At 58.7% G+C, this 16,748-nt stretch carries 13 protein-coding genes and 1 pseudogene; 6 read left to right on the plus strand and 8 right to left on the minus strand.

What is annotated here, in order from left to right; genetic code table 11:
• Positions 1–50: 50 nt before the first annotated feature.
• A pseudogene (locus DB51_RS10385) lies at positions 51–395 on the plus strand (DUF3073 domain-containing protein); the annotation flags it as partial.
• A 300-nt stretch (positions 396–695) separates the two neighbouring features.
• Here the strand turns inward: DB51_RS10385 and DB51_RS00945 are convergent.
• On the minus strand, positions 696–1,100 hold the full coding sequence (locus tag DB51_RS00945; protein ID WP_034250743.1) for a sterol carrier family protein: 405 nt from the start codon (positions 1,098–1,100) through the stop codon (positions 696–698).
• Positions 1,101–1,239: 139 nt separating this feature from the next.
• Here DB51_RS00945 and DB51_RS00950 point away from each other — a divergent pair, with 139 nt between their 5' ends.
• On the plus strand, positions 1,240–3,696 hold the full coding sequence (locus DB51_RS00950) for a glycogen/starch/alpha-glucan phosphorylase (RefSeq protein WP_034250744.1): 2,457 nt from the start codon (positions 1,240–1,242) through the stop codon (positions 3,694–3,696).
• Positions 3,697–4,229: 533 nt separating this feature from the next.
• Here DB51_RS00950 and DB51_RS00955 read toward each other — a convergent pair.
• Positions 4,230–4,502 (minus strand): hypothetical protein, encoded by a 273-nt coding sequence (locus tag DB51_RS00955; RefSeq protein ID WP_034250745.1) that lies wholly within the window; start codon positions 4,500–4,502, stop codon positions 4,230–4,232.
• Positions 4,503–4,675: 173 nt separating this feature from the next.
• Between DB51_RS00955 and DB51_RS00960 the strand changes: the two genes are divergently transcribed.
• A complete protein-coding gene (locus tag DB51_RS00960; RefSeq protein ID WP_051867123.1) occupies positions 4,676–5,461 on the plus strand; it encodes a rhomboid family intramembrane serine protease in 786 nt (261 codons plus the stop codon).
• A gap of 148 nt (positions 5,462–5,609) precedes the next feature.
• On the opposite strand, the gene crgA is transcribed toward DB51_RS00960, so the two are convergent.
• Positions 5,610–6,074 carry a cell division protein CrgA gene (gene crgA, locus DB51_RS00965; RefSeq protein WP_034250746.1) on the minus strand — a complete coding sequence of 155 codons (465 nt, stop codon included), beginning with the start codon at positions 6,072–6,074 and terminating at the stop codon, positions 5,610–5,612.
• An 85-nt stretch (positions 6,075–6,159) separates the two neighbouring features.
• Between crgA and DB51_RS00970 the strand changes: the two genes are divergently transcribed.
• The 3 genes from DB51_RS00970 (at position 6,160) to DB51_RS00980 (ending at position 8,847) form a co-directional block, all read left to right on the plus strand.
• Positions 6,160–6,906 carry a DUF881 domain-containing protein gene (locus tag DB51_RS00970; RefSeq protein WP_034250747.1) on the plus strand — a complete coding sequence of 249 codons (747 nt, stop codon included), beginning with the start codon at positions 6,160–6,162 and terminating at the stop codon, positions 6,904–6,906.
• A 7-nt stretch (positions 6,907–6,913) separates the two neighbouring features.
• Positions 6,914–8,029 carry a class E sortase gene (locus DB51_RS00975; protein WP_084674462.1) on the plus strand — a complete coding sequence of 372 codons (1,116 nt, stop codon included), beginning with the start codon at positions 6,914–6,916 and terminating at the stop codon, positions 8,027–8,029.
• A gap of 167 nt (positions 8,030–8,196) precedes the next feature.
• Positions 8,197–8,847: an anthranilate synthase component II gene (locus tag DB51_RS00980; RefSeq protein ID WP_034250748.1), complete on the plus strand. Its 651-nt coding sequence runs from the start codon at positions 8,197–8,199 to the stop codon at positions 8,845–8,847.
• 150 nt (positions 8,848–8,997) lie between these two features.
• Here the strand turns inward: DB51_RS00980 and pknB are convergent, their stop codons facing one another.
• The 5 genes from pknB to DB51_RS01005 are packed head-to-tail and all read right to left on the minus strand — an operon-like array spanning position 8,998 to position 16,745.
• The gene (gene pknB, locus DB51_RS00985; protein ID WP_084674463.1) at positions 8,998–11,154 is read right to left on the minus strand and encodes a Stk1 family PASTA domain-containing Ser/Thr kinase; all 2,157 of its coding nucleotides are present in this window, start codon (positions 11,152–11,154) and stop codon (positions 8,998–9,000) included.
• Positions 11,151–12,185, minus strand: a complete 1,035-nt coding sequence (locus DB51_RS00990; RefSeq protein WP_084674464.1) for a serine/threonine-protein kinase — start codon at positions 12,183–12,185, stop codon at positions 11,151–11,153. Before DB51_RS00990 ends, pknB begins: the two co-directional genes overlap by 4 nt.
• The gene (locus DB51_RS00995) at positions 12,182–13,642 is read right to left on the minus strand and encodes a peptidoglycan D,D-transpeptidase FtsI family protein (protein WP_034250749.1); all 1,461 of its coding nucleotides are present in this window, start codon (positions 13,640–13,642) and stop codon (positions 12,182–12,184) included. The genes DB51_RS00990 and DB51_RS00995 overlap by 4 nt, the downstream gene beginning before the upstream one ends.
• Positions 13,639–15,171 carry an FtsW/RodA/SpoVE family cell cycle protein gene (locus DB51_RS01000; RefSeq protein WP_084674465.1) on the minus strand — a complete coding sequence of 511 codons (1,533 nt, stop codon included), beginning with the start codon at positions 15,169–15,171 and terminating at the stop codon, positions 13,639–13,641. The genes DB51_RS00995 and DB51_RS01000 overlap by 4 nt, the downstream gene beginning before the upstream one ends.
• Positions 15,168–16,745, minus strand: a complete 1,578-nt coding sequence (locus DB51_RS01005; protein ID WP_034250750.1) for a PP2C family protein-serine/threonine phosphatase — start codon at positions 16,743–16,745, stop codon at positions 15,168–15,170. The genes DB51_RS01000 and DB51_RS01005 overlap by 4 nt, the downstream gene beginning before the upstream one ends.
• Positions 16,746–16,748: the final 3 nt, after the last annotated feature.

Consider the following 16,748-nt stretch of genomic DNA (forward strand, 5'->3'; position numbering starts at 1 on the left):
TAGAACCGTATTGCCTATTGCTTGGGCACTTGACTGGCGAAGGGGGTCAGATGGGCCGCGGACGTCAGAAGGCTAAACAGACGAAAATAGCCCGTAAGCTCAAATATCTGACAACTGATACCGATTATGACGAACTCGCGAAAGAGTTGAGCAGTCAGGAAGCTTCCGCTGAACAGGAAGCTTCGGCTGTGGGGGAAGAGTTCGGTCCGATCGAATCAGTGAGCTCACATACAGGGGACGAGCATTCGATTCCCGGAGTTGACGATGATTTGGATGATTACGCCAAATGGGCCGCACAAGCGGCGGCCAAGGCCACGGCATCGGAGATGCCGGCGGCGCCGGTCGCGCGACATCGTCACATACCGATTCCTGTGCCAAGTGCGTTGAAACCTAAACTGGAAAAGGTCAAGGCGCATCCGAAGTCGGAGGCCGCAAAGGAGCCCGGCAACGGCTCGGACAGCAAACCGGCCGCAAAGCGGGCAGCCAAGACAGCGAAGGCATCTTCCGAGGCGAAGACCCCGGCGAAGAAGAGGTCTTCTGCGGCGGCAAAGACGAAAACAGCCGCCAAAAGCAAGGCAAAGTCCACTGCTAAATGAGGTCTGGGAGTTAACTGCTTCACCAGGACAGCTTTTCACGTGCATATTCGTCGAGAAGTTGCTTGGTGAAGCAGTTATCGTATTTCCGGTCATAACACCCTATACCAGCGGCAATAACGAGCTCAAATCGTCGCGTTCGCCTATGGCGCTGATTCGTCCGGCCTCGCGTTCCGCGTCCCAGCTGCTGATCCCACAGGCCAGGCGGAGCCATACCTCAGGCTCCAATTCGATGGTGTCCGGCGGCGTGAGATTATGGGGGTCCGAGTTGGGGCCATCGAGTATCTTGACGGCGGCCCATGGGGCCACGCGGACTTCCACGGCACCGCCTGGTGCCCTCATCGACAGTAGATACAAGGAGTAGCGCACGGCCATCCCGCAGTCTTTGCGCGGCAGGTCCACAGGGGCCGTGGGGTCACCCGCCTTCTTGTTGGACAGCGCTGCTGCTCGCCACTGCTCAAGGGCTAATCGGCCCGATTCAACATCCTGTTCTCTGATGACGCTCATAGGCACATTCTTGCGCTAATGCTGGTCATCGGTCGTCGAAAGCCCCGAGATTACCTGATGTTCATGTCGTCATGCCTGTCGCAACATGAAAAAGCGGGCATAATGATAAGCACGATTCGATCAGGAAAGAGGATTCTTCATGACTGAAGTAACTGCACCGAAAGCGTCGCTATCGGGTTCGGAGTTTGCGAACGAAATCCGGAACAAATTGAAATACCAGCAGGGAGTCGAGCTGTCATCGGCCACACCCGCTGATATCTACGTCGCTGTGGCAGGGGCGGTACGAGATCATCTGGTTGATTCCTGGTCGCGGACGCGCAACGATATGGTCTCCGGCAATACCAAGGCTGTCGGTTATCTCAGTGCGGAGTTCCTGATCGGCAAACAGCTGTCCAACGCCTTGCTGAATGTGGGGCTGGACGAGCAATTCGCGCAGGCGGCGAAGGAACTTGGTTTTTCGCAGGCCGAGGTACTTGCCGCTGAGCGTGAGCCGGGCTTGGGCAATGGTGGTCTTGGCCGTCTGGCTGCGTGCTATGTGGATTCGCTCGCTTCTCTTGGCGTTCCTGCATTCGGCTACGGCATTCGGTACCGCTACGGCATTTTTCGTCAGGAATTCGATGATGCCGGTCGGCAGGTCGAGAAGCCGGATTATTGGCTGACCGAAGAGGAGCCCTGGGGTCACGCGGATTACCAGCGCTCGCAGCGTGTCTCCTTCGGGGGCGAAGTCGTGGAGAACGATGGCGTCACCGTATGGAAGCCGGCATGGTCAGTGCGCGCGGTCCCCGTGGATTACATGGTTCCGGGGTATCGCTCCGGCAGAGTCAACACCCTCCGCCTCTGGGAGTCCCGTTCATACGACGAATTCGACCTTGGAGCGTTCAACCGTTCCGAGTACATGGAGGCCGTCATCCCGCAGGTCGATGCGGAGAACATCACCAAGATTCTGTATCCGGAGGATTCGACTCCGCAGGGCAAGCGCCTGCGTCTTGAGCAGCAGTACTTCTTCGTAGCCGCATCAATCCATGACGCCATCGCCACCTTCTACCCGGGTGAGGATCACCCCGACCTGCGTGGCTTCCCCGAGAAGATATGCTTCCAGTTGAACGACACCCATCCCGTCATCGGGATTCCGGAACTGATGCGCGTGCTGCTCGATGAGTATGGATACGACTGGGACACCGCTTGGGACATCACCACCAGAACCTTCAACTACACCTGCCACACCTTGCTGCCGGAGGCACTTGAGGTCTGGTCGGGCGAATTGATCGGCGAGCTGCTGCCGCGCCATCTGCAGATCATCGATCGTATCGACGCCCAATTCGTCGAGGGCCTTCAGGCGAAGGGCATAGACGGCGAACAGATCGACCGGATGCGCATCTTGACGCGTGATGGCAACCCTCAGGTTCGCATGGCATTCCTGGCGACTGTCGGAGGGTCTCACGTCAACGGCGTCGCCGAGCTGCATTCTCAGCTGCTGCGAGATGTCACGCTGAAGGACTTCAGCGAGGTGTTCCCCGATCGCTTCACGAATGTGACCAACGGCGTCACGCCCAGGCGCTTCGTGCGCTTGGCCAATCCAAGACTCTCGGCGCTGATTACCGAAGGGCTGGGTACGGACAGCTGGATGGCGGATCTGGAGCAGCTCCAAGGATTGGCGCCTTTGGCGGATGACGCATCCTTCCTGGAGCGTTTCGCCGAGGTCAAGCAGGCCAACAAGCGAGATTTCGCCGATTTCGCAGCGGCACGCTACGGGTTCTCGATCGATCCCAATACCATGTTCGACTCGATGGTGAAGCGTCTGCACGAGTACAAGCGGCAGTCTTTGAAGATTCTTGCGGTCATCGCGCAGTACGCGGCCATCAAGGACGGCAGCGCCGAGAACCTGCTGCCAAGGACCGTGTTCTTCGGCGCGAAGGCGGCTCCCGGATATGCCATGGCGAAGCTGACGATACGGCTTATCAACAATGTCGCGCGAGTTATCGACCAGGACCCGGATGTCGCAGGCCGTCTCCAGGTACGGTTCCCCGAGAACTACAACATCGAACTGGCGGAGCACCTCATACCCGCGACCGAGCTTGACGAGCAGATTTCCCAGGCAGGCAAGGAAGCGTCGGGCACGGGCAATATGAAGTTCGCGCTCAACGGCGCGTTGACCGTCGGTACCTTGGACGGTGCGAATGTGGAGATCCGTGAGCGAGTGGGTGCGGAGAACTTCTTCCTCTTCGGTCTCGAAGTTGAGGATGTCGACCGTCTCTACGCCGGAAACTACAATCCGATGTCGTATGTCCAGGCCGACCCCAGGCTCAAGAAAGCCATTGACCTGGTTGCGAACGGCACCTTCTCGGAGGGTGACAGGGATGTCTACGCGCCCTTGGTCTCTGATTGGCTGACGAAGGATTACTTCATGGCGATGGCCGATTTCACCGCCTACATGGACATCCAGCAGGAGATCGAAGATACGTACCGGGACCAGAAGGCATGGAACCGCAGTGCGATCCTCAATGTGGCGAACAGCGGTTACTTCAGTTCGGACCGTTCCATCCAGGATTATCTGGACCGTATCTGGCACACCGCACCATTGCCCGAGAACAACTGAGCGCTCTGAGACATTACACGGGCATCCTTCGCCGTATGTCGCGGTCCCCGACTTTCTCGGGAGTGAGATTCGGCGAAGGCCTGCGAAGGACCTGGGGCATGCCACGCGAACTACGGAGCATCCGGTGCGCGTGAGTGGCTCGCTTCAGGGGTACTCCGAGTGAAGAGCACGCGAAGCTTGAGAACAATCAAGCCTCGCGTGCTCTTTTGCATGGTTGCTGTCCGGAACGCGCTCGCCATTATGCACCTGTGCATTGAGATACACGGGACACCCTGCTGATTTGTTGCCTTCACACATGCTTCGCCGCACGCGTTCAGGCGCCGCCATTAGCCTTCTATCGGGGTACGAAAACAGCGACTTAGATGCCCGAGCACCGCCACATCCGGTACTTGGCACATAAGTCGCTGTTCAATCACAACACCGCTTCGAAAACTTGGGCCGAAATCATTGGGTCGAAATCATTGGTTCCACGACACTGCTTTGAAAACATTGAGTCGTATAACCGCTGAGGTCAGGATTCGGCCCTGAAACCCTTACTTCTGCTCGTCGGCCTTGTCTTCGTTGGCCGTATCCTCGGCGTCTTCGGCGTTTTCGTCCTCGTCGGCATCTTCCTCGGAGTCCGTCTGCGACTCGGCCTTCTCGGCGATACCAAGATCAACCGGCGATGAGCTGTTCTCCCATGGTTCTTCCCAAGGGTCGTAGTCTGGATTCTGCTGCTTGTAGATGTACAGTCCGACTACTCCTGCAAGCAGTGCGCCGAACAGCAACGCGAAAAACTTCCAGCCGTTTGAAGACTTGTTCTTCATGTTGGCTCCTTCCACCGTGTTAAGGCGACCTGCCCATCCAAGCCACCGCTAGTCACCATCATAATTGTTTTTTGTGGCGATTGCGTGTGAATTGTCTCCTGAACGGGGTGATTCCTATGAACAGGACATGGAGATTGGGTATTCGCGACTGTGCTTTCGATAGAGTGAGTCGCATGAACAATGCATTCAATCGCGGGGGTTTCGGCCTCGGCTCCGGCCCATCACTCTCGACCCTGTTTTCCCGTAGGCGCATTGCCGCCTCGTGGCGCAACGGTGGGGCAGTGGTAACGGGCGGCATCATCGTCGCCTGCGTGCTCATATGGCTGGTTGAAATCGCATTGAGGGTTTTCGCTCCAAACGCTTTGAACGCGATGCTGAGCAATACGGTGTTCATTCCGGTCTATGCCGTGTCGAGGCCGTGGATTTTCCTTTCCGCGATGTTTCTTCATGCGACGAATCTGCTGCATGTGCTGTTCAATATGCTGACCCTGTGGTCGATAGGCCCGGTCTTGGAAAAAATGATGGGGCATTGGCGTTTCCTGGCGCTCTATGTCCTGGCTGGGCTGGGTGGCGGTGTCGGGATGATGGTGTGGAGCGTGTTCTCGCCGTCAGGATGGGTCACGGCATCCTATGGGGCGTCCGGAGCGTTGTTCGGTCTCTTCGCCGCGGTCCTCATCGTATTCAGACGGATAGGCGCGGATATTCGTTCGATGAGCATTTGGATCGGCATAAACGTGCTGATGCCTTTGGTCGTGCCGGGAATCGCGTGGCAGGCGCATGCGGGCGGCTTCGTCATCGGTGGATTGCTGACGTGGTTGCTGGTGTCCGGCGTCCCCGCGTTGCGAAAGACCAGTTTTGCACGCCGAATGTGGATATATGCTTCAGCGGTGTTTGTGTTGCTGCTGGCTGTCGCGCTGCTGTGCAATACCCAGAATCCCTTGTCGTCATTGACTTATTAAGCGTTCGACCCCGGGCTGGGCTTCGGGGTCGAACGGCAAATTACACGCATGTAATCTATCCACAGAGTGTGTACAACGTTGTGGATAACCACCCCATCCTTGGGGATAAGTATTCACATAATGTGCATAACAATGGATTTCGGGGGAGTTACCTCCACCACATGGTCATGAGGAATCCAACCATCACCGAGGAGAAACCGATGGCGAGATTCCACGAGTTGATGTTGGGGATGGGGTATTTACCCGTCAGGTAATACGTCGCACACCAGATAAGGCCGAGAATCATGAAAGCGCAGAACACGGGGACGAACCATCCCGGATTTGCCTTCGTTCCTTTGATCGATTCCTCCACACGCTTCGTGTTGTCATCCTGACGTTGAATCATGCGTTTCATCTGAGGAGTCAGAGCAGACTTATCAACATTCGCGTTCAGTACCGCTTCAACTTTGTCGATTGAGACACCGAAATCGTCATCGCTCGACGACTTCTTCGTGGTTTCGCTCTCAGTATGTTGTTCGGACGGTGTTTCGGTTGCTAGTTGTGCCCCGGACTCGTTGCCCTGCCATGATTCCTGCGCTTGCGCGTCGGTTTCGTGCAGCTCTTGCTCAGCCATGGGTGTGTTCTCCTTCGATAGGCTATAAGTCATAGTAATGGGTAGACTCGAAACCGACCACATCGGTAGTCGGGAAAGGGTGTTCATGGCTCGGCGAAACGAACGGCACAGAGCTCGGCGCAGCACTGCCGGGTTGATCAGTGTTGCCTTGGTCATGGCGCTTGCCGGATTCCTGCTGATTACGAATCTTCGCGTCAACCGGACGGTGACGGTCACCTCTGACACGGCAGGTCTTGTGGCCGAACGAGAGCAGCTCGTCACCAAGCTCAGCGGACAGATCAATACGCTCAGTGAGCAGATCAATACGCTCAAGGACCTCACCAGCGCCTCAAACACCGCAAACGATACTGATGACGCCGGTTCGGGAACGGTGCTGCCAGCCATAGAAGGTCCGGGAGTGACCGTGACGCTTGACGATTCGCCATTATGGGAGCAGCAGGTCGATCAATCGGGTTCGTCGGCCACCATCAACGACTATGTCGTTCATCAGCAGGACATCGAAGGCGTGGTCAATGCGCTCTGGGCCGGTGGCGCCGAGTCCATGCAGATTCAGGACCAACGAGTGCTGCCCACCACCGCTGTGCGCTGCGTGGGCAATGTGCTGCTCCTCCAGGGAAAGAAATACTCCCCGCCCTACAAGGTCTCCGCCATCGGGCCCACGCAACAGATGACAGCGGCTCTCGATGATTCCAGAACGATTCAGATATACAAACGCTATGTCAACACGATAGGTCTGGGCTGGTCCGTGGAGACTTCGGACAACCTGAAATTCGCGAAAACCACAGCAGTGCTGCAACCCTTGCACTACGCCACCGAGTACAAGAAGGACTGAGCCGAATATGGCACGTCAAGATCACACACGCAGAAGCATGCGGTCCGCACCCAAACGCAGCGCATTGTTCAGCGTTCTCGGCATATTGGGCGAGATATTGCTGACCCTCGCAGTGCTCTGCGGCTTGTATATCGCCTGGCAGTTGTGGTGGACGGGCGTTGAATCATCTCAGAGTCAATTGCAGCAGCGTCAATCGGTATCGTGGTCGGAACCCGCGAGCGACAACGGCACCTCGGCGGTGGCGGCCGCACAGCAGGGCGATCCGCCGGTGCAGCCCACAAGCGCCGCGGAGGGTGATCTCGTTGCTGAAATCTACATCCCGCGTTTCGGTTCCGCCTGGCAGCGCAACGTCGTTCAGGGAACGTCGAACGAACAGCTGGCCAAACACGGTCTGGGGCATTATGAGGATACGCAGATGCCGGGGGAGCTGGGAAACTTCGCCGTCGCGGGGCATCGCTCAGGATACGGCGAGCCGCTCGCCCATGTGGACGAGCTGCAGGAGGGCGATGCGATTGTGGTGCGTACCAAGGACTACTGGTACGTGTATCACTACACCACGCACAAGATCGTCCTGCCGGACCAGACGGATGTGGTGGCGGCGAATCCCGAGGACCCGACCGTGGCGGCTACCAAACGGATGATTACCTTGACCACCTGCGAACCCCGATACACCTCGGCGACCCACCGGTGGATCAGCTGGGGTGAGTTGGATTACTGGGCAAAAGTCTCTGACGGGGTGCCGAAGGAACTCTCATCCGGGGATTCCTCGGCTTCGACGGTGTTCTCCAGTCAGAAGAGCACGTCTCCGCTGGACAGTCTGACATCTCTGGTGCCTGTGGTGACATGGCTGCTGATCGCCTATCTGGTGATTTCCATCGCTGCGGCGATCGCATGGAGATATCCGGTGCTCAGAAGAATACGCCAGGGAGAGCAGGCGCGCCCTGATGTCAGCATCTTTGGCTGGCTGAGTCGGCACCAACCGGGTATCAAGCCCATACGCATACTGCTGATGGCGCTGCTCGCGCTCGCCGCCGCCGCCGCGCTCTTCCAGTGGGGCTTCCCCTGGCTGGCCTCGCACGTGCCTTATCTGCAGTTGATGTCCAACTATGTTTCGGTCAATTAGCGATGATCCGGTGAATCGGCGCCGCGACTGCGGAATGCGACGTCGGGTCAGGTGCGCTTATGGTCAATCGCCTGCCATGCAAGCGTCTGCGAGATAATGTGAGGACACGTGTTCTATAGTCGATTCAACAAGTGAAGCAAAAGTTAGGCCACAGTACGGGGAGCAGCATGACGGACAGTGCGAGGATTCTGGTCATCGACAACTACGATTCGTTTGTCTACACCATCGTGGGTTATCTGAAGACTCTCGGGGCGACGGTAAGCGTCGTCCGCAACGATGCCGTCTCCGGCGACGCACCAGGTCTGCTTGACGACTATGACGGTGTATTGATATCCCCGGGCCCTGGGGCGCCTGCGGATTCAGGTGCAAGCGAGGCGTTGATCAGATTGTGCGCCCGTACCGAAACACCCATGTTCGGTGTGTGCCTGGGGCTGCAGGCCCTGGCCGAGGTCTATGGGTGCACTGTAGGTCACGCCCCGACCATCATGCATGGCAAGACCAGCAGTGTGGAGCACATCGAGGATGAGATATTCGCCGGCCTGCCTAATCCGATGACGGCGACGCGGTACCATTCACTCGCTGTGGAGCCTTCGACCGTTCCGGCCGAGCTGGTGGTGACTGCATGGACGCAATCGGATCACATCATCCAGGGCCTCAAACATCGCAGCCTGCCGTTGTACGCGGTGCAGTTCCATCCCGAATCCGTGATGACCGAGGGAGGCTACCGTCTGCTTGCCAACTGGCTTGAGCTTTGCGGACAGGGGAATGCGGTGCAACGCTCGGCAGGTCTGAAACCAAAGGTCGCCTCGCAATCGTGAGGATATGTCTTGGAAATCGACCGTCGATGAGATAACTGCAATAAAAGGACAGCAATTCGGTGATAATCCTCCCGTAAAGCTGTCCTTTTATTGCAGTTATCTCATTGAGGCAGTGGTGGCTTCAGACAAGCGCGGACATCTTCACCACGCTCAGTTTGAACCGGTGTAGAGAGTCACCTGTTTGTCGCTGACGGTGATTCTCGTTACGGTGTCTGTATCCGAGCTGTTGCTGCTGTTCCGCTTAACCGTATATCCGTGCGCCTGCAGGTCGCTGGTGGCATCGCTCTGGGTCATACCGACCACGCTGCTCGGGTTGTATGAGGATGTCGGTGCGGTGGTGGTCAGTGCAACCGCCGTCCCCTTGTCGACGGAGGCATTCGCGGCGGGGTTCTGCTGCGTGACCGTGGAGGAGCCATCCTGAGAGCCGGTTATCGTGCCGGTTGACAGAGAGGCGCTGCTCAGGGCCTTCTTCGCCTCATCCAGAGTCATGCCGACAAGGTTCGGCACCGTCACCTGCTCCTTGCCTTTGGAGATGTAGACGGTGATGGCCGTGCCTTGCTCCACGGAAGTGCCGGCAGCCGGATTGGTTCGGGTTACGGAACCTGCGGGAACCGTATCCGAATTCTCCTCCGTGGTGTTCGTATTGAATCCCTGATCATTGAGCGTCTGCAGGGCCTCGGCCTGGGCTTTGCCTGTGACGTCGGGAATCTTGGTCATGCCGGAGGATATGTACAGCAGCACGCTGCTGCCCTTGGAAAGCGACTGACCGGCTGCGGGATCCGTGCGGGTGACATGATCCTTCTGGACGGTTCCACTGTCTTCGACGGAAGCGGTCGAACCGACCGTGAATCCGGCGTTCTGGAGCTCCTGTCGGGCTTCATCCTGGGATTTGCCGGTGACATCGGGGACCTTTACGGATTGCGGACCTGTCGAGAACCATACAGTCACCGTCGAGCCCTTCGACACCTTGTCTCCGGCCTTCGGACTCTGCTTGGTGAAGGTGCCCTGGGGTTCCGTCGAGTTGGTGTCCTGCTTCTCGGCGAATACCAGTCCTGCGCTCTCTATCTTCTCCTGAGCCCGCGCAGCGGACATCTGCGAGGTGATTTCAGGCACCTCAACCGTTTCGGGCGATGCCGGTTGGTTGAAATACCAAAGAGCGCCGATTGCGGCGAGAACCGCCAGAATGCCCACGACCGACCAGATGATTATGGCCTTTTTCCTCTTCTTCTGCTTGTCGGCGGCACGCTGGTCGGCTCGAGAGGCCGTGGCGAGATTGCCGTTCATCGGAGAGCTCTGGGTTCCGGTCGGGTTGAATGCCTGTGTGGCCGCCATGCTCTCGGTCGGAGAGCCCATCGCGACCGTCGTGGCGTCCTGCTCGGCGTCCTTACGGGCCTTCATGTTGGACAGGTCGGTCAGCGGATTGAAAGCGGCCGCAAGAGGCGTTCCGCCATTCATGAAGGTGAGTACATCGTTCTTGAAGTCGGCGGCGGTACCGTAGCGGTTCTGGCGGTCCTTGGCCATCGCCTTGGCGCAGATGGAATCCCACATCTTCGGGAGGCCCGGAATGAGCACGCTCGGCGGAGTGGCCACTTCGGAAACATGCTGGTATGCGATGGCCACGGCCGAATCGCCCTTGAAAGGAGGGCGTCCCGTGAGCATTTCGTAGAGTACGCATCCGGCGGAATACAGGTCGGAGCGCATATCCACGCTCTCGCCCCGTGCCTGCTCGGGGCTCAGGTATTGTGCCGTCCCCACCACGCCCTGTGATTGGGTCATTGTGGCCGCAGAGTCATCAAGGGCGCGTGCGATGCCGAAATCCATGACCTTGACCATGCCTTGGTCGCTGATCATGATGTTTCCGGGTTTGATGTCGCGATGGATGATGCCCATGCGGTGCGAATATTCCAGGGCGTTGAGCACGCCGAGCATCACCTGTTCTGCGTCGCGCTGGCTCAGAGGGCCGTTGGATTTGATGATATCCCTGAGCGTCTGGCCTTTCACATATTCCATGACCAGGTACGGCACGCGTTCATGGTTGCCGTTTTCGTCGACCAGCGTTTCCTCGCCCGAGTCGTATATGGATACGATATTCGGATTGTTGAGCTGCGCCACGGAGTGGGCCTCGCGGCGGAAGCGCGACAGGAAAATCTCGTCGTTGGTCAGATCGGAGCGCATGATTTTGATGGCCACGGTTCGTCCCAGGCGCGCATCCTGCGCCACATGGACCTCGGCCATGCCTCCCCGCCCTATAAGCTGCCCAAGCTCATAGCGACCATTCGCCAGTGATGACGGCAACGTGGTGCTCATATCGAATCCTCTCTGCTCAACATCTCTGATTCGGTGTTCAAGTTCTGTACTATTCGTGCGGCCGCGCCCAAATCTGCAGTCGTCAGCTTACGCGAAGCCTGCCATGCCGCTTGTAGCATATTGTGCACGGCGTGCGGCGCGCTGACCACTCTTCTGGGCATGCGTTTGCTCGTCTCGACAATAAGTTCGGTGTCGTGGGTCTGCTGGTCCAGCAGACGACGCTCTATGCGTGCCAGGGTCTTGGAGACCATCATCGCATCTGGTGGGCGGTCAAGCGGATCCTTGGCGAGCATCGACATGACGAAAGCGGCCAATTGGGTGTCGACGGTGTCGGGGAGCGGCGGAACGGGCTCATTGACGTGTGCGGCGGCGATGTCCACAGCCGTGGCACCCGTGAAGGGCCTGTGCCCGCACAGTCCCTCGTATGCGACGACTCCCAGCGAATAGATATCCGACTGCGGGGTGGCTTTCAAGCCCTGAGCCTGCTCGGGGGAAATGTATTGCGCCGTCCCGACCACCATGCCGTCCTGTGTGATCTGGCCTTGATTGGTGGAGTAAGAGACGCCGAAATCGGTTATCTTCACTTCGCCGGTGTCCGAAACCATGATGTTCGCGGGTTTCACATCCCTGTGAATCACGCCGTGGGAATGCGCCACAAACAGTCCGCGCGCCGTCTGGATGAGAATCGGCAGGAGGTCGATTGCATCCATGGCTCCGGAATCCTGGAAAATCTCGGCGAGCGATTTGCTGGGAACGTATTCCATGATGAGGAACCCGATGCCGTCATGCTCGTAGTACTCGAAGAGGGCCGCGATATTCGGGTGTGCAAGATTCGCCGAGTTGTGCGCTTCGGCGCGCAGGCGTCGCAGCTTGGCCTCTTCATTGGCCACATCGCCGCGCAGAGCCTTAATCGCCACGGTTCTGCCGAGTTCGATGTCGTAGCCCTTCCAGACCTCGCCCATGCCTCCCTGAGCAAGTCGTTGGTCAAGACGGTACCTTCTGTGAATCAGTTGGCCCTCGATGAGTTTCATTTGAGTGCCTCCTGCATCATCTGTTTCATAATCGGGCCGGCCGTGACGGCTCCGGCCGATGGCGCATCGCGCAGTACGACGGCGACGGCGATCTTCGGGTCGTCGGCGGGGGCGAATCCGATCATCCATGCGTCGATGGAGGTGTTGTCGCCTGTCTGGGCGGTGCCGCTCTTCGCTGCGACCGCGGCATTCGACAATTGCAGTTCGGGCGCGTCTTTGACCACCATGCTCTTCATCATATTGGTCAGTGATTTGGCGGTGTCGGAGGAGAAGGCGTCGGAATATACCGAGGGACTTGTCTGGGAGATGACGCTGAGATCGCTCGAACGCACGCGATCGACGATTGTCGGTTGCATGAGCTTGCCGTTGTTCGCGACCGCGGCCGCGATCATCGCGTTCTGCAGCGGCGTTTCGACGGTGTCGCCCTGGCCGATGGATGCGAGAGCGAGTCTGTCCGCCGATGCCGTGTCGGGGAAGCTGGATGCAGTGGCCTTCATCGGTACGCCTGTCGTCGTCGAACCGTCCACGGTGATGCTGCTGCCGAAGCCGAGCTTCGCAGCCTCATCGCTGATGGCTTTGTTGCCGAGCGCCACGCCAAGCTGGGCGAAAGCGGTATTCGAGGAATACGCCAAGGCATCGCTCATGGAAATCTTGTTGTTCGTACCGTTTGCGGCCGTGGTGGTATTCGTCAGCTGCGTGTTCGTGCCCGGCAGAGTGTAGGAACTCCCTGCGGGCAGCTCGGTGTCCTCTTTGTACTGGCCCGATTCGAGCGCAGCCGCCGCAACGACCACCTTGAAGGTCGATCCCGGAGGGTAATGCTCCGCGATGGCGCGGTTGAGCATGGGGTTGCTGTTGTCCTGGACGAGGGCCGAGTAAGTGGCGTTCGCCTTCGTGGAATCATGGACGGCAAGCCTGTTCGGATCGTAGCTGGGTGTGCTCGCCATTGCCAGAATCCGACCGGTGCTGGGTTCGATGGCGACCACCGAACCGGATTTGTTGCCCAGAAGGGAGTAGGCAAGCGTCTGCAGCTTCGGATTGATAGATGTTTCGATTGACGCGCCGCGGTTCTGGCTGCCGGAAATCAGCGATTTGAACTTATTCCACCACAGGCTGTCGGATTGGCCGCTGAGCAGCTCGTTTCTCGATGCCTCAACGCCTCGGTCCGCACGTGCGGTAATCGAATAGTAACCGGTTACAGGGGCGAATACGGAACCGTTGGAGTATTTGCGCTGATACTCCAAGGAGTCGTTGGACGGGTCGGATTCCGCAAGGACCGTTCCGTCGGAGGCGAGTATCGAACCCCTGGGAACGCCGAATTCGTGGTACAGGGCGCGGCTGTTGCGTGAATCCGCGTTCAGGGCACCCGCTCGGAAGGTCATCAGGACCGTTGTGGACATGCCCAGAATCACGAAGAGCACGATGACGGCGGTGAAGAGCTGACGTAATGACTTGTTCACTGTGCTCCTCCTCGTACTGTGCGCGCTTGCTGTGCTGCCGCTTGCCCATCATCGTCGGCATGTACACGATCCGGGTGCTTCGTGGCGACCGGGAACTGCGATGTGCTGTCCGGTTGTTCCGATTCGGCGTCTTTGGCCGCCTGACGGGTTTTGATCTCATGGTCTCTGAGAGCAGCCAGGGCTTCATGCTGGAAGGTCTCCGAAGACACCTCCGGTTCCGGCCTGTTGGCCTGGTTGGAGATGACTATCAGCAGCGAGGCCAATATGGAGTTGGCCACCATGCTGGAGCCGCCTGCCGCCATAAAGGGCATGGTCAGACCTGTCAGCGGAATGACCAGGGTTATGCCACCGACGACGGTGAAGACCTGGAAGGCCATGGTGAACACCAGACCGGAGGCAAGGAGCTTGCCGAATCCATCCTTCACCTTCATCGCCGTGATCATGCCGGAGGCGATGATGATGAGATACAGCATCAGCACGACCAGCAGACCGGCAAGGCCCAGTTCCTCGCCGATGGAGGAGTAGATGAAATCGGAATTTGCCAGCGGCGTGAACCACGGATGACCCTCGCCGAGACCGGTGCCCAGCAAGCCGCCTGTCGCCAGGCCGAACACGCCACGGACCAGCTGTCCTGAACCGCCGAAGGCCTTGTTGTATTCCGCGTCGCTGAAAGGATGCAGCCACGCGTCGACTCTGGCGTTGACATGGCTGAACATCAGCGTTGCCGCGAAGGCGCCGATGACGAAGAACACCGCCCCCAGGAATATCCAGCTGCGTCGGCCCGTCGCGACATACAGCATCGAGACGAACATGGCGAAGAACATCAATGAGGTGCCCAGGTCATGTTGCAGGACCAGCACGCCCATGGATGCGACCCATACGACGATGATCGGTCCCAGGTCGCGGATGCGGGGCAGACGGACGCCGAGGAACTTGCTGCCACCCACGGCCAGCTGGTCGCGATGGTCGAAGAGATAGGAGGCGAAGAAAAACGCCAGGAAGAGTTTGGCGAATTCGCCCGGCTGCAGGCTATGGCTGCCTATGCCGATCCAGATGCGGGCGCCGCCGATCTCCCGTCCGACCACGGGAAGCATAGGTGACAGCAGCAACGCTATGCCTACGACCATGCTCACGTAGGAGAAGCGTCTCAATACTCGATAGTCCCGAAGGAATACGATAAGCAGACAGCTGAGGACCAAGGCAGTGGCGAGCCAGACCAACTGCCTGGTGGCCACATCGGAAGCGTTGCCGAGAGCGGTGTTGGCTATGTCGATGCGGGCGATCAGCAGTATGCCGATGGAACTGAGCAGCAGCACGCAAGGCAGTATGGTCTGGCTGGCGTAGGGCTGAAAACGGGCTGTCAGCGCCCACAAGAGCACGAACAGTGCCCCCACGGCAAGCAGCAGCACGATGAAGGTGAAGGACGCATCGCCGGAAGTCCTGCGGAACAGCTGGAAGAAGCCTATGGCGCTGATGGCCATAGCCAGCATCAGCAGACCGATCTGTTTGAGTCGCATGGGAATCGTCATGAGCTCTGCCCCCCGCTTGGCGAGGCCGTGCCGGATGAAGGGCTCTGCGTCGATGATGAGGACGAGGCCGAGGCCGAGGCACTGGCCGATGCCGATTCGGAATCGTGAAGAGTGCTGGCCTCGCTATGTATCAGCTGGGCATGGTCGCGGGCTTCCTGAAGATTCGCCACGCTGATGCCGTCCCTGAGCTGCTCGCGCCAGGACTTCGGCAGCGAACTGACCTGGATGGTGGTGCGTTCGACCTCATGTGAAAGGCTCAATCCAAACACATTCGTGGGAACGCCTTGGTAAATGGCCACGCGATTATCGCTTTCGCCGAGATAATACTGTGTCTGACTCCACCGATATGAGGCGAACACGCCTATGGAGACCACCGCCAGAATCGCCGCGACGAAGGATGCGACGATGATCTGGATGCGGCGTTTACGCGAACGGTGCTGCTGACGCTGCTCCACATGTTTGTGGTGGATGGCCTGGGCGACGGCAGGATCGTTCGGATCGGCGCTGGCACTGCCGTCCTTCTTGTGTACGACGGGAATCTCTCCGGTGTCGGGAACCTGGCGGTCTCCACGGTCTTCACGTGTTGAGGAAGGCTGAGCCATCCTGACGCCGTCTTCGCCATCCTGCTGGTGCGAGCGCTGCTTGGAGTCGCTGGAGGACAGGGCGGCCGCGCGTTGCGCAGGAGAACCGTTGCCTTCCCTGAGCTTGGGTGCCGTGGTCACGGGCCCTTCGACGATGTCGGCTATGGGCTCGAGACTTGCGCTTGCGGCTCCTGCGATGACGGGATTCTGATGCGGCAAGTCGAAGGCATTGGCGTCCAGGGCAAGTGTCGCATCCGCGACCACCGCGGTCACGTTGTCGGTGCTGCCGGCTTTCAACGCCATCATGACCAGACGCTGGGCGCACTCCTCCTGATCGGAAATCGTGGCCAGAGCCTGTTCGATTGTCGAGTTCTCCAGAACACCGCACAAACCGTCCGAGCAGAGCAGCCACCGGTCCGCCGGCTTGGCGGCGCGGATGGAGATATCCGGGTGGGGGTCGATGTCGAAATCGCCGAGCACTCTCATAACGACATTGCGCTGAGGATGATTCTTGGCTTCGGCTTCGCTGATTCTGCCGGTGTTGATGAGGTGCTGAACGTAGCTGTGATCCTGGGTCACGCGGATGATATGTCCGTCGCGGAGGAGGTAGGCGCGTGAATCGCCTATATGGGCGAGAACCCAATAGCCGCCGACCAGTGCGACGCTGGTGACTGTGGTCCCCATCCCGGACAACCGCCGTTCGCGCTTCGCCTTGCCTACGATGGCGTCGTGGGCGGCCATGACGGAGGTTTCCATCATTTCCGCGACGCGTTGCACGTCGCTGTCGTTGTCGTCGCGTTCGATGTGTGCAAGGGAGCGTATCGCTATCGTCGAGGCCGTATCGCCCCCGGCGTGGCCTCCCATGCCGTCGCAAATGGCTACCAGACGTTCGCCCGCGAATGCGGAATCCTGGTTGTTGCTGCGCACGTATCCGACATCCGACACTGCGGTGGAATATAGGAACAGCGAGCGAGCCGACCGATTATCGTTCATGCC

This window comes from Bifidobacterium crudilactis (assembly GCF_000738005.1).
GTDB classification, from domain to species: domain Bacteria; phylum Actinomycetota; class Actinomycetes; order Actinomycetales; family Bifidobacteriaceae; genus Bombiscardovia; species Bombiscardovia crudilactis.